The sequence below is a fragment of the Enterobacter sp. WPR_3_1 genome, assembly GCF_003635055.1.
In the GTDB taxonomy this organism is placed as follows: Bacteria; Pseudomonadota; Gammaproteobacteria; order Enterobacterales; family Enterobacteriaceae; genus Enterobacter; species Enterobacter ludwigii.
On record NZ_RBXU01000013.1, the window covers coordinates 136,082 to 159,904 of the forward strand.

24 protein-coding genes and 1 other RNA gene are annotated in these 23,823 nt (G+C 55.0%); 12 read left to right on the plus strand and 13 right to left on the minus strand.

The window, feature by feature from the left end; genetic code table 11:
• Nucleotides 1-23: 23 nt before the first annotated feature.
• From acrA to BJ887_RS18780, 6 genes are all read left to right on the plus strand, one after another.
• Nucleotides 24-1,217 (plus strand): multidrug efflux RND transporter periplasmic adaptor subunit AcrA, encoded by a 1,194-nt coding sequence (acrA, locus tag BJ887_RS18755; protein ID WP_020885186.1) that lies wholly within the window; start codon nucleotides 24-26, stop codon nucleotides 1,215-1,217.
• 22 nt (nucleotides 1,218-1,239) lie between these two features.
• Nucleotides 1,240-4,386 (plus strand): multidrug efflux RND transporter permease subunit AcrB, encoded by a 3,147-nt coding sequence (acrB, locus tag BJ887_RS18760; RefSeq protein ID WP_014168904.1) that lies wholly within the window; start codon nucleotides 1,240-1,242, stop codon nucleotides 4,384-4,386.
• 511 nt (nucleotides 4,387-4,897) lie between these two features.
• Nucleotides 4,898-5,272 carry an Hha toxicity modulator TomB gene (gene tomB, locus BJ887_RS18765; RefSeq protein ID WP_020885187.1) on the plus strand — a complete coding sequence of 125 codons (375 nt, stop codon included), beginning with the start codon at nucleotides 4,898-4,900 and terminating at the stop codon, nucleotides 5,270-5,272.
• A 27-nt stretch (nucleotides 5,273-5,299) separates the two neighbouring features.
• Nucleotides 5,300-5,518, plus strand: coding sequence for an HHA domain-containing protein (locus tag BJ887_RS18770; RefSeq protein ID WP_014168902.1), 219 nt, complete (start codon nucleotides 5,300-5,302; stop codon nucleotides 5,516-5,518).
• Between the two features lie 209 nt (nucleotides 5,519-5,727).
• Nucleotides 5,728-6,279: a maltose O-acetyltransferase gene (gene maa / locus BJ887_RS18775; RefSeq protein ID WP_020885188.1), complete on the plus strand. Its 552-nt coding sequence runs from the start codon at nucleotides 5,728-5,730 to the stop codon at nucleotides 6,277-6,279.
• A gap of 117 nt (nucleotides 6,280-6,396) precedes the next feature.
• Nucleotides 6,397-6,864 carry a YlaC family protein gene (locus BJ887_RS18780; protein ID WP_020885189.1) on the plus strand — a complete coding sequence of 156 codons (468 nt, stop codon included), beginning with the start codon at nucleotides 6,397-6,399 and terminating at the stop codon, nucleotides 6,862-6,864.
• On the opposite strand, the gene BJ887_RS18785 is transcribed toward BJ887_RS18780, so the two are convergent.
• Complete coding sequence (locus tag BJ887_RS18785; protein WP_121340277.1) at nucleotides 6,836-8,296, minus strand: PLP-dependent aminotransferase family protein; 1,461 nt, start codon at nucleotides 8,294-8,296, stop codon at nucleotides 6,836-6,838. The genes BJ887_RS18780 and BJ887_RS18785 overlap by 29 nt on opposite strands.
• 100 nt (nucleotides 8,297-8,396) lie before the next feature.
• Here BJ887_RS18785 and BJ887_RS18790 point away from each other — a divergent pair, with 100 nt between their 5' ends.
• On the plus strand, nucleotides 8,397-9,107 hold the full coding sequence (locus tag BJ887_RS18790; RefSeq protein WP_014168897.1) for a GNAT family N-acetyltransferase: 711 nt from the start codon (nucleotides 8,397-8,399) through the stop codon (nucleotides 9,105-9,107).
• Here BJ887_RS18790 and ykgO read toward each other — a convergent pair.
• Nucleotides 9,104-9,244: a type B 50S ribosomal protein L36 gene (gene ykgO / locus BJ887_RS18795; RefSeq protein ID WP_003859006.1), complete on the minus strand. Its 141-nt coding sequence runs from the start codon at nucleotides 9,242-9,244 to the stop codon at nucleotides 9,104-9,106. The genes BJ887_RS18790 and ykgO overlap by 4 nt on opposite strands.
• Nucleotides 9,245-9,246: 2 nt before the next feature.
• On the minus strand, nucleotides 9,247-9,507 hold the full coding sequence (locus BJ887_RS18800; RefSeq protein ID WP_010428154.1) for a type B 50S ribosomal protein L31: 261 nt from the start codon (nucleotides 9,505-9,507) through the stop codon (nucleotides 9,247-9,249).
• A 208-nt stretch (nucleotides 9,508-9,715) separates the two neighbouring features.
• Between BJ887_RS18800 and BJ887_RS18805 the strand changes: the two genes are divergently transcribed.
• Entirely contained in the window at nucleotides 9,716-11,281 is a 1,566-nt protein-coding gene (locus tag BJ887_RS18805; RefSeq protein ID WP_121340278.1) for an EAL domain-containing protein, read from the plus strand.
• Here the strand turns inward: BJ887_RS18805 and BJ887_RS18810 are convergent.
• Nucleotides 11,274-11,546 (minus strand): metal/formaldehyde-sensitive transcriptional repressor, encoded by a 273-nt coding sequence (locus BJ887_RS18810; RefSeq protein WP_020885193.1) that lies wholly within the window; start codon nucleotides 11,544-11,546, stop codon nucleotides 11,274-11,276. The two genes, BJ887_RS18805 and BJ887_RS18810, sit on opposite strands and share 8 nt — an antisense overlap.
• A gap of 134 nt (nucleotides 11,547-11,680) precedes the next feature.
• Between BJ887_RS18810 and BJ887_RS18815 the strand changes: the two genes are divergently transcribed.
• On the plus strand, nucleotides 11,681-12,532 hold the full coding sequence (locus tag BJ887_RS18815) for a nickel/cobalt efflux protein RcnA (protein ID WP_121340279.1): 852 nt from the start codon (nucleotides 11,681-11,683) through the stop codon (nucleotides 12,530-12,532).
• 33 nt (nucleotides 12,533-12,565) lie between these two features.
• Here BJ887_RS18815 and BJ887_RS18820 read toward each other — a convergent pair whose 3' ends face one another.
• From BJ887_RS18820 to BJ887_RS18830, 3 genes are all read right to left on the minus strand, one after another.
• On the minus strand, nucleotides 12,566-15,658 hold the full coding sequence (locus BJ887_RS18820) for a beta-galactosidase (RefSeq protein WP_121340280.1): 3,093 nt from the start codon (nucleotides 15,656-15,658) through the stop codon (nucleotides 12,566-12,568).
• A gap of 103 nt (nucleotides 15,659-15,761) precedes the next feature.
• Nucleotides 15,762-16,832 carry a LacI family DNA-binding transcriptional regulator gene (locus BJ887_RS18825; RefSeq protein WP_121340281.1) on the minus strand — a complete coding sequence of 357 codons (1,071 nt, stop codon included), beginning with the start codon at nucleotides 16,830-16,832 and terminating at the stop codon, nucleotides 15,762-15,764.
• A gap of 78 nt (nucleotides 16,833-16,910) precedes the next feature.
• Nucleotides 16,911-17,522, minus strand: a complete 612-nt coding sequence (locus BJ887_RS18830; protein ID WP_014168890.1) for a YitT family protein — start codon at nucleotides 17,520-17,522, stop codon at nucleotides 16,911-16,913.
• 88 nt (nucleotides 17,523-17,610) lie between these two features.
• Here BJ887_RS18830 and BJ887_RS18835 point away from each other — a divergent pair, with 88 nt between their 5' ends.
• Entirely contained in the window at nucleotides 17,611-19,032 is a 1,422-nt protein-coding gene (locus BJ887_RS18835) for a PLP-dependent aminotransferase family protein (protein ID WP_025204848.1), read from the plus strand.
• 80 nt (nucleotides 19,033-19,112) lie between these two features.
• On the opposite strand, the gene BJ887_RS18840 is transcribed toward BJ887_RS18835, so the two are convergent.
• The 3 genes from BJ887_RS18840 to ffs form a co-directional block, all read right to left on the minus strand.
• A complete protein-coding gene (locus tag BJ887_RS18840; protein ID WP_014168888.1) occupies nucleotides 19,113-19,328 on the minus strand; it encodes a hypothetical protein in 216 nt (71 codons plus the stop codon).
• Nucleotides 19,325-19,576, minus strand: a complete 252-nt coding sequence (locus BJ887_RS18845; RefSeq protein ID WP_020885198.1) for a hypothetical protein — start codon at nucleotides 19,574-19,576, stop codon at nucleotides 19,325-19,327. Before BJ887_RS18845 ends, BJ887_RS18840 begins: the two co-directional genes overlap by 4 nt.
• Before the next feature lie 267 nt (nucleotides 19,577-19,843).
• An RNA gene (gene ffs / locus BJ887_RS18850) (signal recognition particle sRNA small type) lies at nucleotides 19,844-19,940 on the minus strand.
• A gap of 137 nt (nucleotides 19,941-20,077) precedes the next feature.
• Here ffs and BJ887_RS18855 point away from each other — a divergent pair.
• On the plus strand, nucleotides 20,078-20,422 hold the full coding sequence (locus tag BJ887_RS18855; RefSeq protein ID WP_229216856.1) for an MGMT family protein: 345 nt from the start codon (nucleotides 20,078-20,080) through the stop codon (nucleotides 20,420-20,422).
• A 30-nt stretch (nucleotides 20,423-20,452) separates the two neighbouring features.
• On the opposite strand, the gene BJ887_RS18860 is transcribed toward BJ887_RS18855, so the two are convergent.
• The gene (locus BJ887_RS18860; protein ID WP_014168885.1) at nucleotides 20,453-20,980 is read right to left on the minus strand and encodes a YbaY family lipoprotein; all 528 of its coding nucleotides are present in this window, start codon (nucleotides 20,978-20,980) and stop codon (nucleotides 20,453-20,455) included.
• A 203-nt stretch (nucleotides 20,981-21,183) separates the two neighbouring features.
• Between BJ887_RS18860 and tesB the strand changes: the two genes are divergently transcribed.
• Nucleotides 21,184-22,044 carry an acyl-CoA thioesterase II gene (gene tesB, locus BJ887_RS18865; protein ID WP_020885200.1) on the plus strand — a complete coding sequence of 287 codons (861 nt, stop codon included), beginning with the start codon at nucleotides 21,184-21,186 and terminating at the stop codon, nucleotides 22,042-22,044.
• A gap of 75 nt (nucleotides 22,045-22,119) precedes the next feature.
• Here the strand turns inward: tesB and amtB are convergent, their stop codons facing one another.
• Together amtB and glnK are read right to left on the minus strand one after the other, a co-directional pair.
• Entirely contained in the window at nucleotides 22,120-23,406 is a 1,287-nt protein-coding gene (gene amtB, locus BJ887_RS18870) for an ammonium transporter AmtB (protein WP_020885201.1), read from the minus strand.
• A gap of 35 nt (nucleotides 23,407-23,441) precedes the next feature.
• Complete coding sequence (gene glnK, locus BJ887_RS18875) at nucleotides 23,442-23,780, minus strand: P-II family nitrogen regulator (protein WP_008503304.1); 339 nt, start codon at nucleotides 23,778-23,780, stop codon at nucleotides 23,442-23,444.
• Nucleotides 23,781-23,823 lie beyond the last annotated feature (43 nt).

Below are 23,823 nucleotides of genomic sequence, written 5' to 3' on the forward strand. Positions count from 1 at the left end.
AATCGGACACTCGAGGTTTACATATGAACAAAAACAGAGGGTTAACGCCTCTGGCGGTCGTTCTGATGCTCTCAGGCAGCTTAGCGCTAACAGGATGTGACGACAAACAGGCTCAACAAGGAGCTCAGCAGGTGCCAGAAGTTGGCGTGGTGACGCTCAAGTCCGAACCTCTCCAGATAACGACAGAATTACCGGGCCGTACCAGCGCATACCGCATCGCAGAAGTGCGTCCTCAGGTGAGTGGTATCATCCTGAAACGTAACTTCACCGAGGGTGGTGAAGTGAAAGCTGGCGAGTCTCTGTATCAGATTGATCCGGCAACCTACCAGGCCTCCTATGAGAGCGCGAAAGGCGATCTGGCGAAAGCAGAAGCTGCAGCCAAAATCTCCCAACTGACGCTGAACCGTTACAAAAAACTGCTCGGTACCAAGTACATCAGTCAACAGGATTATGACACTGCCCTGTCTGATGCACAGCAGACCAACGCCGCCGTGATTGCCGCGAAAGCTGCAGTGGAAACAGCGCGTATCAACCTCGCCTATACCAAAGTGACCTCCCCAATCAGCGGTCGCATTGGTAAATCTTCCGTCACGGAAGGGGCGCTGGTGCAGAACGGTCAGACCAACGCGTTGGCTACCGTGCAGCAGCTTGATCCGATTTACGTTGACGTGACCCAGTCCAGCAACGATTTCCTGCGCCTGAAACAAGAGCTGGCAAACGGCACGCTGAAGCAGGAAAACGGTAAAGCCAAAGTGGAGCTCGTGACCAATGACGGTATCAAGTTCCCGCAGGCAGGCACACTGGAATTCTCCGATGTGACGGTCGACCAAACCACCGGTTCCATCACCTTACGTGCGATTTTCCCGAACCCGGATAAGACACTCTTACCTGGTATGTTCGTTCGCGCGCGTCTGGAAGAAGGCACCAACCCAACCGCACTTCTGGTGCCTCAGCAGGGTGTCACCCGTACGCCACGTGGCGACGCGAGTGCACTGGTTGTCGGGGCTGATGACAAAGTCGAAACGCGCAACATCACTGCCACGCAGGCGATTGGCGATAAATGGCTGGTGACGGAAGGTCTGAAAGATGGCGATCGCGTGATTATTACTGGTTTGCAAAAAGTTCGTCCTGGCGCGCAGGTCAAAGCACAGGAAGTGAAATCTGACGATAAACAACAAGCTTCGGCCGCTGGCCAGTCAGAACAAACCAAGTCTTAACTTAAACAGGAGCCGTTAAGACATGCCTAATTTCTTTATCGATCGCCCCATATTTGCATGGGTGATCGCCATAATCATCATGCTGGCTGGGGGACTTGCGATCCTGAAGCTGCCTGTCGCGCAATATCCAACGATTGCGCCACCGGCGGTAACAATTTCCGCAACCTACCCCGGGGCTGATGCAAAAACGGTGCAGGACACCGTGACACAGGTTATCGAACAGAACATGAACGGTATCGATAACCTGATGTACATGTCCTCAAACAGTGACTCAACCGGTACGGTACAGATCACCCTGACCTTCCAGTCAGGTACTGATGCTGACATCGCGCAGGTTCAGGTCCAGAACAAACTGCAGCTCGCCATGCCGTTGCTGCCACAAGAAGTACAACAGCAGGGTGTGAGCGTCGAGAAATCGTCCAGTAGCTTCCTGATGGTTGTTGGCGTTATCAACACCAACGGCACCATGACGCAGGAGGATATTTCCGACTACGTGGGCGCCAACATGAAGGACGCCATCAGCCGTACGTCTGGTGTGGGTGACGTTCAGCTGTTCGGTTCTCAGTACGCGATGCGTATCTGGATGGATCCGAACAAACTGAACAACTTCCAGCTGACGCCGGTGGACGTGATCAACGCTATCAAAGCGCAGAACGCCCAGGTTGCCGCCGGTCAGTTAGGCGGTACCCCGCCGGTGAAAGGCCAGCAGCTTAACGCCTCGATCATCGCACAGACCCGTCTGACCTCCGCCGATGAGTTCAGCAAAATTCTGCTGAAGGTGAATCAGGACGGTTCACAGGTTCGTCTGCGCGACGTGGCGAAAGTGGAACTGGGTGGCGAAAACTACGACATCATTGCGAAGTTTAACGGCAAGCCGGCTTCCGGTCTCGGGATCAAACTGGCGACAGGTGCTAACGCCCTGGACACCGCAACGGCTATCCGTGCGGAACTGAAGAAGATGGAACCGTTCTTCCCGTCAGGCCTGAAGATCGTTTATCCGTATGACACCACGCCGTTCGTCAAAATCTCGATTCACGAAGTGGTTAAAACCCTGGCAGAAGCGATCATCCTGGTATTCCTGGTCATGTATCTGTTCCTGCAAAACTTCCGCGCGACGCTGATCCCAACCATCGCCGTACCGGTCGTATTGCTCGGGACCTTCGCCATACTGGCCATCTTTGGCTACTCGATAAACACCCTGACGATGTTCGGGATGGTGCTGGCCATCGGCTTGCTTGTGGATGACGCCATCGTGGTGGTAGAAAACGTCGAGCGTGTCATGGCGGAAGAAGGTCTACCGCCGAAGGAAGCAACCCGTAAATCCATGGGCCAGATCCAGGGCGCGCTGGTCGGTATCGCGATGGTACTGTCAGCGGTATTTATCCCGATGGCCTTCTTCGGCGGCTCAACCGGTGCAATTTATCGTCAGTTCTCCATCACCATTGTCTCAGCGATGGCGCTGTCGGTACTGGTTGCATTGATCCTGACGCCTGCACTGTGTGCCACCATGCTGAAACCTGTTCAGAAAGGCGGTCACGGCGAGCATAAAGGGTTCTTCGGCTGGTTTAACCGCATGTTTGATAAGAGCACGCATCACTACACCGACAGCGTGGGTAACATCCTGCGCAGCACCGGTCGTTACCTGCTGCTCTATATCATCATCGTGGTGGGTATGGCCTATCTGTTCGTTCGTCTGCCAAGCTCGTTCCTGCCAGATGAAGACCAGGGCGTGTTCCTGACGATGGCACAGCTGCCGGCGGGTGCCTCGCAAGAACGTACCCAGAAGGTGCTGGATGAAGTGACGGATTACTACCTCACCAAAGAGAAAGCTAACGTTGAATCCGTGTTTGCGGTTAACGGCTTTGGCTTTGCGGGTCGTGGTCAGAACACCGGTATTGCCTTCGTTTCTCTGAAAGACTGGTCAGAACGTCCGGGCGAAGAGAACAAAGTTGAGGCGATTACTGGCCGTGCAATGGGCACGTTCTCACAGATTAAAGATGCGATGGTCTTCGCCTTTAACCTGCCAGCGATTGTTGAACTGGGGACAGCGACAGGTTTCGACTTCCAGCTGATTGACCAGGGCGGTCTGGGTCATGAAAAACTGACGCAGGCACGTAACCAGTTGTTCGGTGAAGTGGCGAAACACCCTGACCTTCTGGTCGGCGTGCGTCCTAACGGTCTGGAAGATACGCCTCAGTACAAAATCGACATCGATCAGGAGAAAGCACAGGCACTGGGCGTTTCCATCAGTGACATCAATACCACGCTGGGCGCGGCCTGGGGCGGTAGCTACGTCAACGACTTCATCGACCGTGGTCGTGTGAAGAAAGTGTACGTGATGTCAGAAGCGCAATACCGTATGTTACCGAACGATATCAACAACTGGTACGTTCGCGGCAACAACGGTCAGATGGTGCCGTTCTCATCCTTCTCTACGTCGCACTGGGAATACGGTTCGCCGCGTCTGGAACGTTATAACGGGCTGCCATCCATGGAGATCCTGGGTCAGGCCGCACCAGGCCGAAGCACCGGTGAAGCCATGAACCTGATGGAAGAGCTGGCAGGTAAACTGCCTGCGGGTATCGGCTATGACTGGACCGGTATGTCCTACCAGGAACGTCTGTCCGGTAACCAGGCCCCTGCCCTGTACGCCATTTCACTGATTGTGGTCTTCCTGTGTCTGGCGGCACTGTATGAGAGCTGGTCGATTCCGTTCTCCGTTATGCTGGTGGTGCCACTGGGGGTTATCGGTGCGCTGCTTGCGGCAACGTTCCGTGGATTAACCAACGACGTGTACTTCCAGGTGGGCCTGCTGACAACCATTGGCTTGTCGGCGAAGAACGCGATACTTATCGTTGAATTCGCCAAAGATCTGATGGAGAAAGAAGGTAAAGGCCTGATTGAGGCGACGCTTGACGCGGTGCGTATGCGTCTGCGCCCAATCCTGATGACATCACTGGCATTTATCCTCGGGGTAATGCCGCTGGTTATCAGTACCGGTGCGGGTTCCGGTGCACAGAACGCCGTCGGTACAGGCGTTATGGGGGGTATGGTTACCGCAACCGTACTTGCTATCTTCTTCGTTCCGGTATTCTTCGTGGTGGTTCGCCGCCGCTTTAGCCGCAAGAATGAAGATATTGAGCACAGTCATTCGGTAGAACCGCACTGATACCGGTTTCACATGATAAAAAGGCCGCATTAGCGGCCTTTTTCTTTTTCGGAAAAAAATCATAAAATAGGCTTATTGTGCTTCTATTTATTTCCTGCCGCCTACAATGACATATCATAATTAACTGATAACGTAATCGCTGAATTCAGGATTTTTTTAATTTCATTTCCCTGCTTAAGTGATTAGGAATATTCCTAACCATATCTTCAGACAAAGAGAACTCCGGATTTGGACATCTTAGGATTGTTTACGCTAAGCCAATGAAACGTAAGGGAGCGAAAAAAGTTCCGCGTTAATCTGGATAAAAATGTTTAGCGCTGAAGGCACATTTGCGTAAAGGCTCGCAGTCAGTGCTTTTATTTGTAATTTTTCGTAATAGCGCGGTGAAATCTTGATCAGAGTGGATTATAGTTAGAGTTATCAGGAACACAGCACCCGTGCGGCTAAGTATGTTGTATCCATCCCGACATGATGTTCGGTGAGTAAGAAATCACTCAGAAGGGGATGCGCTATGGACGAGTACTCGCCAAAAAGGCATGATATCGCGCAGTTGAAATTTCTCTGCGAATCCTTGTACCATGACTGCCTTGCCAATCTTGATGAAAGTAACCATGGCTGGGTAAACGACCCAACGTCTGCCATCAATTTACAGTTAAACGAGTTGATCGAGCATATTGCAACCTTCGCACTTAATTATAAAATTAAGTACAATGAAGATAATAAGCTGATTGAGCAAATTGATGAATACCTGGATGACACCTTTATGTTGTTCAGCAGCTACGGCATTAATGCGCAAGATTTGCAGAAATGGCGTAAATCGGGCAACCGACTATTTCGTTGCTTCATCAACGTGAGCAGAGCTAACCCCGTTAGTCTTTCCTGTTAAAATTATTACAATTAGTAAGGTAAATTTATGTCTGAAAAACCACTCACAAAAATCGATTATTTGATGCGTTTGCGACGCTGTCAGTCAATAGACACGCTTGAACGTGTAATTGAAAAGAATAAATACGAGCTTTCTGATAATGAACTGGCGGTATTTTATTCAGCGGCTGACCACCGTCTTGCAGAACTGACTATGAATAAGCTGTATGACAAAATCCCAACGTCCGTGTGGAGATTTGTCCGTTAATCTTTGAAGTGTGTCTGTAGAGGTTCTACGCCACTTTCTCAGCTGTATTCAACTTTCTGGCTATACCCTCCTGCCCCAGTGCAGGTCTCCGTGTAAAACGTGCTCATCCGCAATATTATTGTGATAATAGTCACAGTGATTTTCCGGGAACGTTCCCCTGCTATCCTGTTCCGATTACCCTACGGTAAAGACGACCAGTGAGGTTCCCAATGAGCATAGAAAAGCAGAAGATGATTGCAGGTGAACATTACCGCCCTGGTGATGAAACATTACGGGCAGACCGATTACGCGCCCGACACCTGGTTCACCGTTATAACCACACTGCACCTGATGAGAAACTCGAACGCCAGAACATTCTGGCGGAACTCCTCGGGCAAAGCGAAGGGGCCTATATTGAGCCGAGCTTCCGCTGTGACTATGGATATAACATTTATCTGGGCAAAGAATTTTACGCCAATTTCGATTGCGTGATGCTGGATGTCTGCCCGATACATATTGGCGACAACTGCATGCTCGCGCCAGGGGTGCATATTTACACGGCAACCCATCCGCTGGACGCCGACGCGCGTAATAGCGGCGTGGAGTTTGGTAAGCCGGTGACCATCGGCAACAACGTCTGGATTGGCGGACGTGCGGTTATTAACCCGGGCGTTACGTTGGGTGATAATGTGGTGGTGGCCTCCGGCGCTATCGTAACGAAAGACGTCCCGGCGAATGTCGTCGTCGGCGGCAATCCGGCAACAATCATTAAACGGCTGTAAAGTGACGGGGAGTCAACTGTTATGGTCTTTTAGCGCCTGACTGTTACTTTTTTCAGCCAAATGGCTCCCCTAAAATTGGCAGACATCCTGTATTGTCAATTCTCATAAAGGCAAAAAATGACCGAGATACAGCGCCTGCTTACTGCCACCATCGACGATCTTAATCACCGCGAAAAGCGCGACAATCGCCCACGCTTTAGCATCAGCTTTATTCGCAAACATCCTGGACTGTTTGTCGCAATGTATGCCGCCTGGCTGGCGACACTGATTGTGATGCTGAAGTCCGAAACTCTGGTGGACTCCGTCTGGCTGCTTGTCATTCTGTTTGTGGTGTTTAACGCCTTTTTCTTTTTTGACGTTAATCCCCGCTACCGCTACGAAGATATCGACGTCCTTGATTTCCGGGTTTGCTATAACGGTGAATGGTACAACACGCGTTACGTGCCGCCGGAGCTGATCGAAAGCATCATGCACTCCCCCGCGGTTGAAACGGTGCAAAAAGAGAAGCTGCAGAAGATGGTATCCACCAAAGGTCAGCTCTCTTTTTATGATGTCTTTACCCTTTCCCGTCCTGCTGCTGTGTGATTAAAGCCTGTATGCGTCGGATACCCGACACAAACTGAGAAGCAGAGGTATTGCCGTAACCTAACACCAGACCGGTTTGCCCCTGCTTCGGCTCCAGGTAATACCCGCTCAGTGCAGCGGGTGCCAGCTGAAACGCCCTCGCCTGCTCGACCACTTTTTGGTCGTCGATGCCGTCTATTGCCAGCGTCAGATGCATCCCCCCTTCACCCGCCAGAATGCGATGCGGGGTATGAAGCTCAGCACTCAGCGCCTCACGCAGCTGTCGGTAGCGCTTACGGTAGAGCCGGCGCATGGCGGCAAGGTGGCGGGCATAATGTCCTTCCTCAATAAACAGCGCCAGGGTTCGCTGTTCGGCGCGATGCCCGCCACGCAGCAGCGCGCCAATGGCCGGACGGGCCGCTTTTGCCAGCGCCGGGGGTAACACCATGAACCCCATTCTCAGCGACGGAAAGAGGGTTTTGCTGAAGGTACCAAGATAGACAACCGGCGCATTGTTGACCATTCCCAGCATTGCAGGCACGGGCTCACCGGAATAACGAAACTCGCTGTCGTAATCATCTTCAATAATCCAGGCGTTATGCTGCCGGGCCAGATCCAGCAGCGCCAGGCGTCGCCGCGCGCTGAGCACGCTTCCGTACGGAAACTGGTGCGAAGGTGAGGTGAAAATAAGCGCAGGGGACGGCGTATCCAGCCCTTCCCAGAACATGCCTTCGTCATCAACCGGCATCCCCGTCATGACTAAGCCCGCTTTGGCAAAGGCGCTTTTAGCCCCGCCATAGCCAGGATCTTCCACCCACGCGACGCTGCCGGGTTCGCTCAGCAGCAACGTGCAAAGGTTTACCCCCTCAAGCGCGCCTTCGGTCATCACTATCTGACTGGCATCGCAGTCAATGCCGCGCGAAAGGGCAAGGTGGCGGGCAATGGCCGCCCGCAGCGACGGCTCCCCGGCAGGATCACCATACCCTAACAGCGCGCTGCCCTCTTCGCGCAGAACCCGGTCGTACAAGCGCCGCCACAGCGGCAGGGGAAAGTAGTTGATGGCCGGTGTTCCCGGCGTAAATGCCGGAACCGGGGTATCACGCGGCACCGGCGCAGGCAGCGAGGCGACCCGGCTGCCGAGCGCGACGGCAGAGTCCGGCAATGCCTGAACGAGCGTACGCTGCGCCAGCTGCGCCACCCGCGTCCCCTGGCGGTTACGCAGCAGATACCCTTCGAGCGTCAGCTGTTCCAGCGCCGCATTGACGGTATTCCGTGAAAGCGAGAGCTGCTGAGCCAGCATTCGCGAACCGGGAAGCCGGCTCCCGGCGTGTAGCCGGCCGCACAGTATCGCCTCACGCAATGCATGATACAGCGCGCGCTGTAGCGTCTCTTCCCCCCGCGCTTTCAACGCGGCATTCAGCAAAGTATAAAATTCATCGCCCGGTATGTTCATCTCGCCTCCCGTGGTACCACCAAAACATAGCTGAGTGGCACTTTTTAAGGAACCAGTAATTCACTAGTCTGGCGTTCTTATCAACGTCACGGACAGTAAAATGAAAACATTCAATGAGTTTGGACAGCCAGTAGGCGAAGCACTTATCGACTGGCAACCCCGCCAGCACCCTTCACGTGTGGTGCTTCAGGGCCACTATTGTCGCCTTGAGCCGCTGCGGGTGGAGCACGCTGAGGCGTTGTTCAGCGCGTATTCTCTGGCCGAAGATACCCGCAGCTGGACGTGGCTGTTGCGTGAGCCGGATGCCAGCGCAGAGGCGTTTGCAGGGTGGGTAGAGAGCGTGCGTGACTTATCCGATCCGATTCACTTTAGCGTTATCGACAACCAGACCCAGTCTCCGGTCGGCACGCTGGCTCTGATGCGGATCGATCCAACCAACGGCGTTGTGGAGGTGGGACATGTTCATTTCTCCCCGCTGCTCAGCCGCACGCCGATGTCGACGGAAGCGCAATATCTGCTGATGCGATACGTGTTCGACACCCTTGGGTATCGTCGATACGAGTGGAAGTGCAACAGCCTGAATGCGCCTTCGCGCAAGGCGGCACTGCGTCTTGGCTTTCAGTTTGAGGGGCGTTTTCGTCAGGCACTGGTCACGAAAGGTCATAACCGGGATACCGACTGGTTTTCGATTCTCGACAAAGAGTGGCCGGCGCTGGCGAGTGCCTTTGAAGGCTGGCTTGCCACCGACAATTTTACTGCCGATGGCAACCAAAAAAGATCCCTGGAAAGCTGGCGCGAAGCACGCGTCTAGCGTCTTTTCTTACGTCCCTGAACCGCCTTAAAGCGCGGATTGGATTTGCAAATCACGTATAAGCGTCCCTTGCGTTTGACTATCTGGCAATCCGGGTGACGCTGTTTTGCACTGCGCAATGAGTTAAGTACCTGCATGGTTATCCCCGCTTCGCATTAAGAAAGCCGCCGAAACGCTTACGGAAGCGCGCCGCACTGCCATCCGTCGAGAACGTTTTCTGCTTGCCGGTGTAGAACGGGTGCGATTTTGAAGAGACCTCGATGGTGATATACGGATACGTTTCACCGTCGAGTTCAATTTCGCGGTCGGTCTTAATGGTTGAGCCGACTTTAAAGTATTCATTAGCACTGGTGTCGTGGAACACCACGGTGCGATAGGCTGGGTGGATATCTGGTTTCATCGTAAACTCTTTATGTTTTGTTATAACATAACAAAATGATATCTAACCCCTGCTGAAAAAACAACCCCTCTGCCCCGACGATATTTTCTGTTGTGCCGTAAATCATGACCTGCGCGTGCTATAACTTTATCATTTAGCGGTAAAATCTTTCTCCTCTGGCAGGTTTTTCAGCGCCCAGGAGCGGGCATAAGAGGAAGGAAACAGCACCATGAAAACCCGACATCTGGTCAGTCTGGTGACCGGCGTACTTATCATTGCGGTGCTGGTTCCGATTAGCCTGAGCATCTGGCTGGCACATCGCCAGGCGGAAGATAAGTTTGTCGATGCGCTGGATAGCTATGCCTCACGCGTGCTGATACGTACCGCCAGGGTGGTGGATGATGCTAAGGAAGCGCTCAATAACCTGCAGACCTTTAAAGGGATCCCCTGTAGCGTTATGCATTTAAGGGAGATGCGGCGGGTCGCTTTTTCATGGCGTTATGTTCAGGAAGTTATTTATATCAACAATCTTGAACCCCTTTGCTCGTCCCTGGAACAAACCAGTCAGTCGGCCCCTTTCCCGCCGCCCATGCGAATCACGAAAGATGGTTATGGCGTATGGCTCACCACGCAAAACGATCTCGGTTTTAGCCGCTACATGGCGGTCCTGGGTCGGGGCCACTATCTGGTGCTGGTGGATCCAGCCTCGCTTGTCGATGTGATCCCTTTCGGTGAGATCGCCACAGATGCCGCCCTGGTGGGCAGCAAATCACATCTCATTTTTGCCAGCAGCAGCAAGCTCGATCCGCATATCCGCAATCTGGTTAAGGACCAGGGCGTCACCCGTATTCAGTACAACGGCTCGATATACATCATGAAGCCTGTTCCTGAACTGGGGTTTACGGTGGTCGCCTGGGCGGCGTTAAAACCGCTGGCTGAAACCTGGCACCAGCAACTTCTTATCTGGCTGCCGTTCGGCATATTGATAAGCCTGCTTGCCGCACTCTTTGTTTTGCGACTGCTGCGTCGTATCCAGTCGCCACGCAACCGGCTGCTTGACGCCATCAATAACCGGGAATTTGTGGTTCATTACCAGCCCATTATTGAACTCTCTAGCGGGAAGATTGTGGGCGCAGAGGCGCTAACCCGCTGGCCCCAGCCTGACGGCAGCAGCCTTTCACCGGATATTTTTGTGCCGCTTGCTGAGCAAACGGGGCTCATCTCGCAGCTGACGCATTTGGTCATTGAAAAGGTGTTTGAGGATATGGGCTACTGGCTGCACCTTCACGCCGGGCAGCATATTTCCATTAACCTCGCGCCGGCCGATTTGACCTCGGGAAAACTCCCGCCACTGTTGAGCCACTTAATGAATAAGTGGAAAGTCCATCCGCAACAGATCGCCCTTGAGTTAACCGAGCGCGGCTTTGCCGATCCTAAAATCAGCGCTCCGGCCATCGCCGCCTTTCGTCATTCAGGCCACGCAATCTATATTGATGATTTCGGTACGGGCTATTCCAGCCTGAGCTACCTGCAGGATTTGGATGTCGACACGCTAAAAATTGATAAAGCGTTTGTGGATGCACTGGAATATAAAAACGTGACACCACACATTATTGAAATGGCAAAATCGCTGAAGCTGGCGATGGTGGCGGAAGGCGTGGAGACCGAAGGGCAACTCGCCTGGCTACGTCGTCACGGCGTGCAGTATGGGCAGGGTTGGTACTACAGCAAGGCGTTGCCGAAAGCGGACTTTATTCTTTGGGCGGAAGATAACCTCAAAACACATCCTACTTAAGATAGGATTTGATCACCTGTAACACGACGCCAAGATCGGCTTCGCGCTGAGCTTCTTCAGGCTCTTTCACCACATGATCGGTAAGATGACCTTCGATCACCTGCATCATCATGCCGTTTACCGCGCCGCGGATTGCCGCCAGCTGTTGTAACACGTCGGCGCATTCGTGGTCGCTATTGAGCATTTTTTCCAGGGCAGCGCTTTGCCCCTGAATTTTCTTCAGGCGAGTCAATAACATCTTCTTGTCGCGAACCGTGTGTGACATCTCTGTCTCCCTTATCGTATGGCTTTTAAAGCATATCATGCTCTACTCCCCCTGAGTATTTTTCTACTGGGGGGTAGTATTGGACTACTGGGGGGGAGTAGTATCTGAACACGCTTTCCACTCCGGAATTTTCCATGAACGATTTTGCTTCACTCCTTCAGCAGGGCAATGCCTGGCTGTTTGTACCCAGCGCTATCCTCCTCGGCGCGCTGCATGGCCTGGAGCCGGGCCACTCCAAAACGATGATGGCCGCGTTTATTGTGGCTATTCGCGGTACGCTGAAACAGGCGGTGTTGCTTGGTCTGGCGGCAACGCTTTCCCATACGGCGGTGGTCTGGATCATTGCCATGGCAGGATTATGGTTTGGCCGGGGCTGGGATGCACATACGTCTGAGCCCTGGTTCCAGCTGGTCTCGGGGATACTGATCGTGCTGATCGCCCTGTGGATGGCCTGGCGAACCTGGAAGGAGAGTCGGCCACACGATCACCATCATCATCACGATCACCATGACCATCATCATGATCATCACGACCATGACCATGACCATGACCATGACCACCATCATGATCATCACGACCATGGGCATCCACTGGTTGAAGAAGAGTGGCAGGATGCCCACCAGCGCGCGCATGCGCAGGATATTAACCGTCGCTTCAACGGCCAGAACGTTACCACCGGACAAATTGCACTGTTTGGCCTGACCGGAGGGCTTATCCCCTGCCCGGCCTCAATCACGGTCCTGCTCATCTGCCTGCAGCTGAAGCATTTTGCCCTCGGCGCAACGCTGGTATTCAGCTTCAGTATTGGTCTGGCGTTAACGCTGGTCGCTTCCGGTGCAATTGCCGCCCTGAGCCTTAAGCATGCGACAAAACGCTGGCCGGGTTTCAGCGAGTTTTCACGAAAAGCACCGTGGATCTCCGCTGCCCTGATTACTGTGGTCGGGATTTACATGAGCCTGCACGGCCTGAGCGGTATCCTGGCGTAAGCGAGGCGGCCAATGCTGTGGCCGCCTCTTTGCTCAGTCAGGGTTCTGCTGCCAGCTGAAGGTATAGCGAAGCTGGCGTTTCTGCAGAATAAATTCCGGCGAGACGCTGGGGCTCCACGAGTCATCACCGCCCACGCCCATATGGAACGCGTCCAGGTTAAGCCAACACCCCGGCTCCTCGCGCAACAGATGATGGTGAGTTGTCTCATGCAACTGCTGCTGGCTATAGCGGCTGACGGAGAAATGGAACAGGCCATTCAGCCGATGCGCGCCCAGCAGCAGTTCACGGGTATCACAGCGCAGACCATTTTCTGTCGGGAAGATGTAAGGCGTGTGCATGGCTTCCAGCGGTAATGTCCAGCGCCCCTGCTGAGCCGCCAGCGTTCTGTCCGGGTAATTTTCATGTGGCCCAAGCCCCAGCCATTGAACCGTTTCCGGCGTTGCGGCAAGGTGAACACTCAGGCCTACGCGTGCCAGTTCCGGGATATCAGACGCAATATCGACCTGAATATCGCCATGCAGAACGCCCCGATCGTCCACCCGCCAGACTTTACGGCTCAGGAAGAGCGCTTTACCGCGATACTCCCAGACATGCAGGGTTTTCACCACCGCCTCGGCTGCATGCTGCTCTCCTTCACAGTGCAGTAATCGCGGGGTGAGCTCGTACATGCCTGCCGCTTTCCAGCGCTCCACCCACGCATTCGGATCGATTCGCGTGGCCTCGCTCACGCCAATATCATTGTCCAGCGGTGCGCGGCTAACGTTATCCGTCAGCGGTGAGAGCAGCGTTTCAACGCCGTTGCGCCACCATTGCGTCAGGTGTCCTGACGCGCGGTTGAACTGCCAGCGTTGCTGCTGATGCACCAGCTCAAGCACGTCGCCAGTTTGCGTTAACACCGGCGGTACACCTTCTGGTGCTGGCGGGGCGATATACAGGGGAGTCGGAACCGGCCACTGCTCCCACGCGCAGCGATGGTTTGCCGGTGACCACGGCGTCGCCCGCGGCTGGTGCACTTCAACGTTCAGCCAGACGTCACCCGCTTCAGGCGCCAGCGCTGGCAGGTCGATGTCCAGACGCTGTGTGCCCTGGGGAGCAATGGAGAGCGTCACGTCCCCTCTGGCCAGCACGTTGCCGTCGCGGACAAGGGTCCAGCGCAGCACCTCGTTATCGGTATGACGGAACAGGTAATCGCTGTGGACTTCAAGCACCAGCGGAGACGTACTTATCCGCGTAAAGGTGAAAAACTGCTGAGCGCGCTGGGCTTCATACAGCGCCGGATGCGGTGTGCGATCGGGAAAAACCAGCCCGTTAAGGCAGAACTGGCGGTCATTGGGCGTGTCGCCAAAGTCTCCCCCGTAGGCCCAGAACGGTGTGCCATTGTCGTCTTTTCTGGTCAGCGCCTGGTCAACCCAGTCCCAGACAAATCCCCCCTGCAGACGAGGATGGCGGCGAAACGCCTGCCAGTATTTGGCAAAACCACCGAAGCTGTTCCCCATCGCGTGGGCGTATTCACAGAGAATAAGCGGACGCGTTTCATCCGGCATGCCGATCCATTTTTTAACAGACCATTTCGGTACCGCCGGGAAGGGCTGATCCTGATCGACCCGGGCATACATCGGGCACACGATATCGGTCGCTGCCGTATTCGCCCCACCGCCTTCGTACTGCACCGGACGCGTCGGATCGGTGGTTTTCAGCCAGCGATACAGTGCGTCATGGTTCGCGCCATGGCCGGACTCATTCCCCAGCGACCAGATGATAATCGAAGGATGATTGCGGTCGCGCTGCACCATGCGGGTGACGCGTTCGCTCATGGCAGGCAGCCAGCGCGGATCGTCAGCAAGGCGACTCATCGGCACCATGCCATGGGTTTCAATATTGGCTTCGTCGACGACATACAAACCGTAGCGGTCGCAAAGCGTGTACCACAGCGGATGGTTCGGATAGTGCGAGCAGCGCACGGCGTTAAAGTTATGCTGCTTCATGAGTTCGATATCGCGGCGCATCGTCGCTTCATCCATCACCTGGCCGTTTTCCGGGTGATGCTCATGCCGGTTAACGCCACGGATCAGCAGGGGTTTACCGTTGAGCTTCAGCAGGCCATTGCTGATCTCTATGCGGCGGAACCCCACATCGCAGGCCTCCGTTTCCAGCACCTCACCCTGCGCGTTCAGAAGGGTCATCGTCAGGCGATAAAGTTCCGGCGTTTCCGCACTCCACAAGGCGGGCGCCTCAACGGGGAGCGTCACCGTTAGCCGCTCGGCCCAGCCGCCGCGCTCATCGACAACAGCTGTGCCAGGCCGCCCGGTGGCACTGGCGCATTTTTCGCCGTTGCGCCACAGGGTAAACGCCACCTCACACTCCGCATACTGTGCGCCTGCGAGCGCGAGATCCACCTTCAGCACCGCGCGATCCCGCTCCGCATTCAGGTCAGTCACAACCTGATAATCGGCAATGTGCGTCTCTGGCTTATGCAGCAGCGACACATCGCGGAAAATCCCGCTCATGCGCCACATGTCCTGATCTTCCAGATAGCTCCCGTCGCACCAGCGCAACACCATGACCGCAATGCGGTTCTGGCCAGGGCGCAGCACCGCTGAGAGATCGAATTCGGCGGGCAGTCGGCTGTCCTGTGAATAACCGATCCACTGACCGTTACACCACAGATGAAACGCCGAGTTCACGCCATCGAAGATAATGCGGGTTTGGCCGTTCAGTAGCCAGGCATCATCCATCTCAAATGTGAGCGAGTAACAACCGGTTGGGTTTTCTTGCGGCACAAACGGTGGGTTTACGGGGATCGGATAGGTCACGTTGGTGTAGATGGGCATGTCGAACCCCTGCATCTGCCAGTTAGAGGGCACGGGCATCAGCACGGCATCGGCGCAATCTTCACTGACCCATACCGAAGGAACCTGCTCTGGCGCAGGAAAGAAGCTAAAACGCCACTCCCCGTTAAGGAGGCGTCGGCTGACGGTTCCCCCGTCTTCTCTGGCAGAGTGTTCGTCACGCCAGCTGTGCAAGGGAGCATGTGCTGCCAGGCGGTTCCACTGGGTGACTCCGGGATTTTCCCAATCCCGACGAGCCAGAAGTGCGCTGAGGGTCAGCGATGGAGTGTTGGACATATTAACCTCTTTGCGAAGCGCTCACAATTTTAGCTAACATGCCCTGGCTACCGGGTGCGGTAAAGCGTCGGATCGCGGGGTAGCGAGTCAGATCACAAAAGTCTTACCGGCGAGCAAGTTGCTCAGCCGCTAACGCCAGGCTCCTGAGCTGCTGTGCCAGATCCTCGCGTTCGATCTGCTGCGGATCGTGGCGAGCGGTAGAATGGCGGGTCACCAGCGTCACCGGAAGCTGAACCTGCCAGCATGCGTCACCCTCAACTGGCGCCAGCAGCCACTCCACGCTTCGCTCGCCGGCCTCGCGAAAAGCCTGGCGAATGGTGGTCAGGGGGGGAGAAAACCAGGCGCTGTCTGCCGTATCGTCGAACCCGACAACCGACATCTGGCCCGGGATCGCGGTCCCTTTTTCCGCACAGGCGCGCATCACCCCCAGCGCCATTTGGTCGTTCGCGACCACTATCGCATCCGGGAGTTGCGCGGCAGATAACAGCAAATGTCCTTTCTCATAGCCGCTTGCCGCACTCCAGTCGCCGTGCGCCACCGCGACAGCCTCAAGCCCGGCCTGTGCCAGCGTGGTGTTCCAGCCTGCGAGACGTGCCCGGGCGGAGACAGAGCTCTCCGGTCCGCTCAGCAGCGCTATACGCTCATGCCCCAGCGAAAGCAGATGCTCAATCCCGAGACGAGCACCCTGCTCTGCATTAAACACAAGACTGTTTACCTGAGCCGAGGGCGAGACATCCAGAAACAGCACAGGAATGGGCGATGCGAGGGCTTTTAGCGCTTCAGCATGAGGATCCTCCAGCGGCACATTCACCAGCAGAGCTTCCACACGCTGCGCCAGCAACGCCTGAAGGGCAGAGTGGCACTGCTGTGGATGTTCCACCATTGAGATAAGCACGCTCGCCCCCTGCTCAACCGCCCGGGATTTTACCGCCGAAACAATTTGCGAAGGGGCGTGCAGCGCCAGATCGGTAGTAATAAGGCCAAGCGTACGGGTACGTTTACCCGCCAGCTGTTGTGCCCTGAGATTGGGGACGTAGTGCAGTTCCGCCATCGCCTGCTGCACCTTTTCCCGCGTGCGGGCAGAGACATGCTCCGCGTCGTTAATCACACGGGAAACGGTCTGATAAGAAACCCCCGCAAGGAGGGCAACATCATAAAGAGTGATTGCTTTCATGCATTCTGGCATCGCGTTATTCGAAGGCCACCATTCTGACACAGCGACGCCATGAAAACATGTGAGCGCTTCGCAGAATTAAACAACCCGCTCCGGCTGGGGGGCCTTCTCAACGCGCGGCTTATAACGGAACAGAGGCAAGCAGATCTGGATAAGCGGGCCAATGGTCAGCGCATACGCGACGGTGCCTATCCCGAACGTTCCGCCCAGCATGCACCCAATCAGCAGCACGGACACTTCAATCGAGGTACGTACACTGCGGATGGACCATCCCATACGGGCATGGATCCCGGTCATGAGACCGTCGCGCGGGCCCGCCCCGAAACCGGCACCGATATACATACCGGTGGCTATCGCGTTCACGACAATTCCGGCCACCAGCAGCGCGATACGCAGGGGCAGCGAGGTCACCTCGGGGATCAGGGCCATGGAGGCATCAGCCGCCAGGCCAATAATAATCACGTTACTGAGGGTTCCCAGACCAGGCATCTGACGCAGCGGGATCCACAGCAGCAGTACCGCCGCACCGGTTAAAATAATCACCATCCCAATGCTCAACCCCAGCTGGATCGCCACGCCCAGGTGGAAGACGTCCCACGGATCGAGCCCCAGATCCGATCGAATAAACATCGTGGTTGAAAGCCCATACAGCCCTAAACCGACATACAGTTGTAGCAGACGACGTACCATTTTTTTATCTTCTCCAGTGAACCAGGCTTTCATCTTGAGCGAAAATGGCATTATGATTAATGTCCAGTTTTCAAATAGTGGACTGCACATGTCATCTCGCCGCTTCGGAAGCCAGTCATTGGTACGCCTGTTAGGCCATTGGCAACAAACCTCGTCCCGGACCCCGCTCTGGCGTCAGCTGGCGGATGCGTTACGCCTGTTAATTCTTGATGGCCGACTGGCGCTTAACACCCGTCTACCCGGCGAGCGGGAGCTGGCCACTGCGCTGGATGTGAGCCGGACCACCATCAGCAGCGCACTCGCCCATCTGCGTGAGGAAGGTTATCTTGAAAGCCGTCACGGCAGCGGTTCACGCGTGATCCTGCCCGACACACGCGCCGTGCCAACCCTTTCAGCAGCCAGTGCCGCGCTGGATCTCTCCACCGCGGCGCTCAATGCCGGGCCTGAGATCCACCAGGCCTATACCCATGCGCTAACGGCCATTACGCAACATCTCTCGCTTACGGGTTACGATCAGCTTGGGTTGCCGGCGCTGCGGGAAGCCATCGCCGCACGCTATACTGCGCGGGGGCTTCCGACCCGGACAGACGAGGTGATGGTGGTCAATGGCGCGGTCAGCGGTTTTGCGCTGGTCCTGCGGATGATGACCGGTCCGGGGGATCGCGTCGTGGTCGATCATCCCACTTACCCGCTGGCGATCGCCGCCATTCAGGGAGCGCAGTGCCGTCCAGTGGGTGTGTCGCTGCCGGAAACGGGCTGGGATACCCATGGGTTTGCCGCAACGCTTGCCCAGACAGCGCCGCGCCTGGCCTACCTGATGCCCGATTTTCATAACCCGACCGGGCGATGCATGGATATTCCCACCCGTCAGGCAATCACCGAGATTGCCGCGCAAACCCGCACGACGCTGGTAGTAGATGAAACGATGGTGGATCTGTGGTTTGACTCGCCCCCACCGCCGCCGCTGGCGTCATTTAACCCTCAGGCCACCGTGATAACGTTAGGCTCTGCCGGAAAAAGTTTCTGGGGCGGCCTTCGTCTTGGCTGGATCCGTGCCTCCTCGCGCACCATCGCTACGCTTGCCCAGACGCGGGATACCCTGGATTTAGGATCGCCCATGCTCGAACAGCTGGCGACGCTGTGGCTTATCAATAACAGCGAAACGTTTTTGCCTGCTCGCCGGAAGATGCTGGCGGAACGACGAGACCAATGCGGCGCGCTGTTGCGCGAGCACTTCCCTGAATGGACATTCCATGAAGCGGAAGGCGGGCTTTCCTACTGGATTGAACTGCCGGGGATGCTGGCAACACAGCTTGCTGCACGCGCAGAGATACTGGGAATCAACCTGGGGACCGGCACGCGGTTTGGTTTATCGGGTGCGTTTGATCGGTATTTACGTATGCCCTTTTCACTCGATCCGGCTGAGCTTGAACAGGCATTACTGAGAATTAAACCCTTGTGGCTCGCCCTGAATAAAAACGTGCCATCAATAAAAAGAAGTCTGGTTTGATATAAAAAATTTGAAGTGGATCATAAAATAAAAACTGCTGACTGTCACAGATACAGTCAGCAGTTTTCACCATTCAAGATTTAGTGCTGAGGAGGAATAGGAAAACCTTTCAGTGAAATAACGAAATTTTCACCGTCTTTCTTTATTTTTGCGCCGGTATCACACCAGTCAGACGCAATACGAAAGAACTCATCACTTCCTACATTCCAGCCAAGACGTACATGCTTCACGTAGCCTGAACGCAACAGATCGCAGGCCTCGTTGTAGTCACTGGCAGTTGACAGTTGTTGTTTCATTTTCTCTTCTTAAGAATTTTACGTAGAGCCTTGATTTCTTTAGGAGTAAATGGAGAAACACTCTCTTCTTCCGTATGCTGGTTATCAATATCCTCTTCCGATACTCCCGCCTCTTCTACCGCTTCGAATGCCAGCAGCAGCAGTTTCTCTGTCGTCACGCTTAAATTCTCGTTATTAACTTCAGCATAGTGGCGAAGTCTTTCTTTTAGCGCTTGATCAATCTTAACGTTTAACACCGCAGTAGCCATGTTTGTCACTTCCCTTCGGAATAAGTACTTTATTTAATACACGAACTTACCAATGTTATCCAGATATATATTTTTAAGTTATGACAGAAAAAAGACATCCGATATTAAAATGACAGTCTATTATTACAGGTTTATGACAGTAATATTTCAATGCAATGAAATATATATTACATGCGTCAGTAAAGTCCTAATAACGCTGTGGATTAAAGGCTATTCGAAGCGAAGAGAAACAGGGAGAGTGCTGGTGAGAGCAGAAATGGGTGGGGGCCCTGCCAGCTACATCCCGGCACACACGTCGTCTGCCCTGGCTGCTTCCTTCCGGACCTGACCTGGTGAACAGAGTAGCGTTGCGGGAGAACCAACAGAGCCCCCATTGAGAGCGTTGATAACCAACGCGCTGGCGCATTATCCCTGTGCTTACCGCCAATTGCAAGCGACCCGCAACTGGATGCTGGTTTCTTGCGCAAACTGGCGCAGCAATTGGGTTTATCTTCGTTTAACATGACTGTCCAGACATTCCCCACAGGTAGACGTATGGACGACCATGACTCCTTTCCACAACGCGTATGGCAAATTGTGGCCTCTGTGCCGGAAGGTTATGTTACCACCTATGGCGACGTAGCGCGTCTGGCCGGTTCTCCGCGTGCGGCGCGGCAGGTCGGTGGCGTACTGAAAAGGTTGCCCGAAGGAAGCACCCTGCCCTGGCATCGGGTGGTAAATCGTCATGGGGCGATCTCGTTGACCGGGCCGGATCTGCAGCGCCAGCGTCAGGCGTTACTGTCAGAAGGGGTGCAGGTGTCGGGGTCAGGACAGATTGATTTGCAAAAGTACCGCTGGGTGTATTAAACCCTCTCCCGAAGGAGAGGGTTTAAAGCGTTACATCTGGGTCGGAGGGGTTGGCAGAGACGGTTGGTTAGTCTGTGGCGCAACCGGCACTTCGGTTTGCTGTACCGGAACCAGGTTCAGGTCAACTTTTGTCCCGCCGTGGTTAATCGCTTCCTGCACCGTATCGGTGATAAACACCAGTTTATCGTTGATCGTTACTGCTGCGCTCAGGAGGATACGGGCATTAGGCTGCACGTCTGATGGGTTATACGGCAACACGAAGCTAAACGGTGCCTGCTTACCTTCCGTACGCACGGCACGCTGGGCCAATACTTTAGACGGCGCGTCTGCCAGGGAAGCATCAGACAGGGTTACCGTTAATACCGCATCTGGTGGTAACGCGACTTTCTGTTTAATCCAGATAGTACCGGAAACGTTAGGCTGCTGAATGGACTGCTGTGAGAGTGTATTAATCCCGTTTGGATCTGCTGCTGGCACCGGCACCTGGGCGCTCTTTCCTGCACAGGCGGACAACGCCACCGCAATTGCTACACCACTTAGCATGGGCACGAGTTTCATTGAAGTCTCCTTATCATCAATGCACCAGCGGGATCGATCCCATCCGATGTCGTTTCAATCACATAACACAGGTAAGTTTGGCACAGATCACTGATTTATGCCTAAAATCGTCCAGATATTCAGATTATTCTACCCATCGGACCACTTTCATTTCTGCGTTATACTCTGCCTATCTTTCGCTACGGCGTTTATTGAGGACAACTATGAGTCAGGCACTGAACAATCTGCTGACATTACTGAATCTGGAAAAAATTGAGGAAGGACTCTTTCGCGGACAGAGCGAAGATCTCGGCTTACGCCAGGTCTTCGGCGGGCAAGTCGTAGGACAAGCGCTCTACGCAGCAAAGGAGACCGTCCCTGCAGACCGTCTGGTGCACTCATTTCACAGCTACTTCTTACGCCCTGGTGATAGCGCAAAACCCATCGTGTATGACGTTGAGGTATTGCGGGATGGCAACAGCTTTAGCGCGCGTCGTGTCGCGGCGGTTCAGAATGGCAAGCCTATCTTTTACATGACCGCCTCGTTCCAGGCGCCGGAACCGGGTTATGAGCATCAGAAAACGATGCCACCCGCGCCGTCGCCAGACGATCTCAAATCCGAGACCGATATCGCCCGTGCGCTGGCGCATCTGCTTCCACCGCAGGTAAAGGAGAAGTTTCTCTGCGATAAACCACTTGAGATCCGCCCTGTCGAATTCCATAACCCGATGAAAGGCCACACGGCCGAGCCGAAGCGCCAGGTCTGGATCCGCGCTAACGGTACCGTACCCGCGGATTTCCGCGTTCATCAGTATCTGCTGGGTTATGCCTCAGATTTCAACTTCCTGCCGGTGGCGCTGCAGCCGCACGGCGTGGGCTTCCTTGAAAAAGGGATGCAGGTGGCCACCATCGATCACTCCATGTGGTTCCATCGTCCGTTCGACATGAACGAGTGGCTGCTCTACAGCGTGGAGAGTACCTCGGCGTCAAGCGCGCGCGGCTTTGTGCGCGGTGAGTTTTACACTCAGGATGGCGTGCTGGTCGCGTCGACGGTGCAGGAAGGGGTAATGCGTAACCGCGGGTGATGCTGTACTGCGGCCCTCTCCCGACGGGAGAGGGAACAAAACGAAAACGGCAACCCTGGGTTGCCGTTTTGCTTATCAGGCGTTGTACGCATTCTCGCCGTGGCTGTTGACGTCCAGACCTTCGCGTTCCTGCTCTTCCGGAACACGCAGACCGACGGTCATATCCGCCAGCTTATAGCCGATGAAGGCCACAACGGCAGACCACACGACGGTGATGGCAATACTTTCCAACTGCACCAGCACCTGGTGAACCATCGTGACGCCTTCTGCGTACCCCACGCCACCCAGCGATTTCGCCGCGAAGATACCGGTCATGATACAACCGACGATGCCGCAGACGCCGTGTACACCGAAGACATCGCACGGGTCATCGACGCGCAGAACACGTTTCAGCGCCGTCACACCCCACAGACCCGCCAGACCGGCGACCAGCCCGACAAGCAGCGCGCCGCCAACACCGACGTAGCCACAAGCTGGCGTGATACCAACCAGACCGGCAATTGCACCTGAACAGGCACCCAGCAGTGAAGGCTTACCGCGTACCGCCCACTCACCAAACACCCATGAGAGGATCGCACCCGCCGTTGCCACAACCGTGTTCACGAAGGCCAGCGCGGCGATTTCGTTTGCTGCGCTTGCTGAACCGGCGTTGAAGCCGAACCAGCCAAAGTAAAGGATCGCTGTACCGGTAAAGACCATCGGCAGGTTGTGCGGTTTGAACGCTTCTTTACCGAAGCCCACGCGTTTGCCAATCAGGTATGCCCCTACCAGGCCCGCCACCGCGGCGTTGATGTGTACAACGGTACCGCCTGCGAAGTCCAGCGCGCCATGGCTCGCCAGCAGACCGCCACCCCAGACCATGTGTGCAATCGGCACATAGGAGAGCGTCAGCCAGACCACCACGAAGATCAGTACGGCGGAGAAGCGAATACGCTCAGCCAGCGCACCGACGATCAGCCCGACGGTGATACAGGCGAACGAGCCCTGGAAGGCAACGTGAATATATTGATAGAAACTGCCCATCAGCGCGGTCAGTTCGATGTTTTTCAGCATGACCCAGTCAAAGTTTCCGAAGAACGCATTGCCCGTGCCGAAGGCCAGAGAGTAACCGTAGACCACCCACAACACGCAAACCAGCGCGAACGTGACGGCAACCTGCGTCAGCATGGAGAGAACGTTTTTGCCACGGATCAGGCCTCCGTAGAACAGCGCAATGCCCGGAATGGACATGAACAGCACCAGCGCGGTGCTGATCATCATAAAGGCGTTATCGGCTTTGTCTGCCACCGCAGGGGCAGCCAGTGCCAGGCCCGGCAGCAGTGCCAGCGAACCCAGACCCGTTTTGATTGTTGCTATCTTCATTTTCTCGATCCCTATCACTGTGTGCCAGGAGTTACTTACAGTGCCGCTTCGTCAGATTCGCCGGTACGGATGCGAATGACGCGCTGCAATTCGGCAACGAAAATTTTGCCGTCGCCAATTTTGCCGGTGTAGGCCGCTTTGCTAATGACATCAATAACTTCATCAAGCTGGTCATCAGCAATCGCGACATCAATTTTTACTTTTGGCAGGAAGTTAACGCTGTATTCTGCCCCGCGGTAAAGCTCGGCATGACCCTTCTGACGACCAAAGCCTTTCACTTCGGTGACAGTCAGTCCCTGAATACCCATGGAAGACAATGCTTCACGCACGTCTTCGAGTTTGAATGGTTTGATTACAACCGTAACCAGCTTCATAGATCCCCTCCAGTCAGAATTCGGTAATGGCCGCCGCTAATAC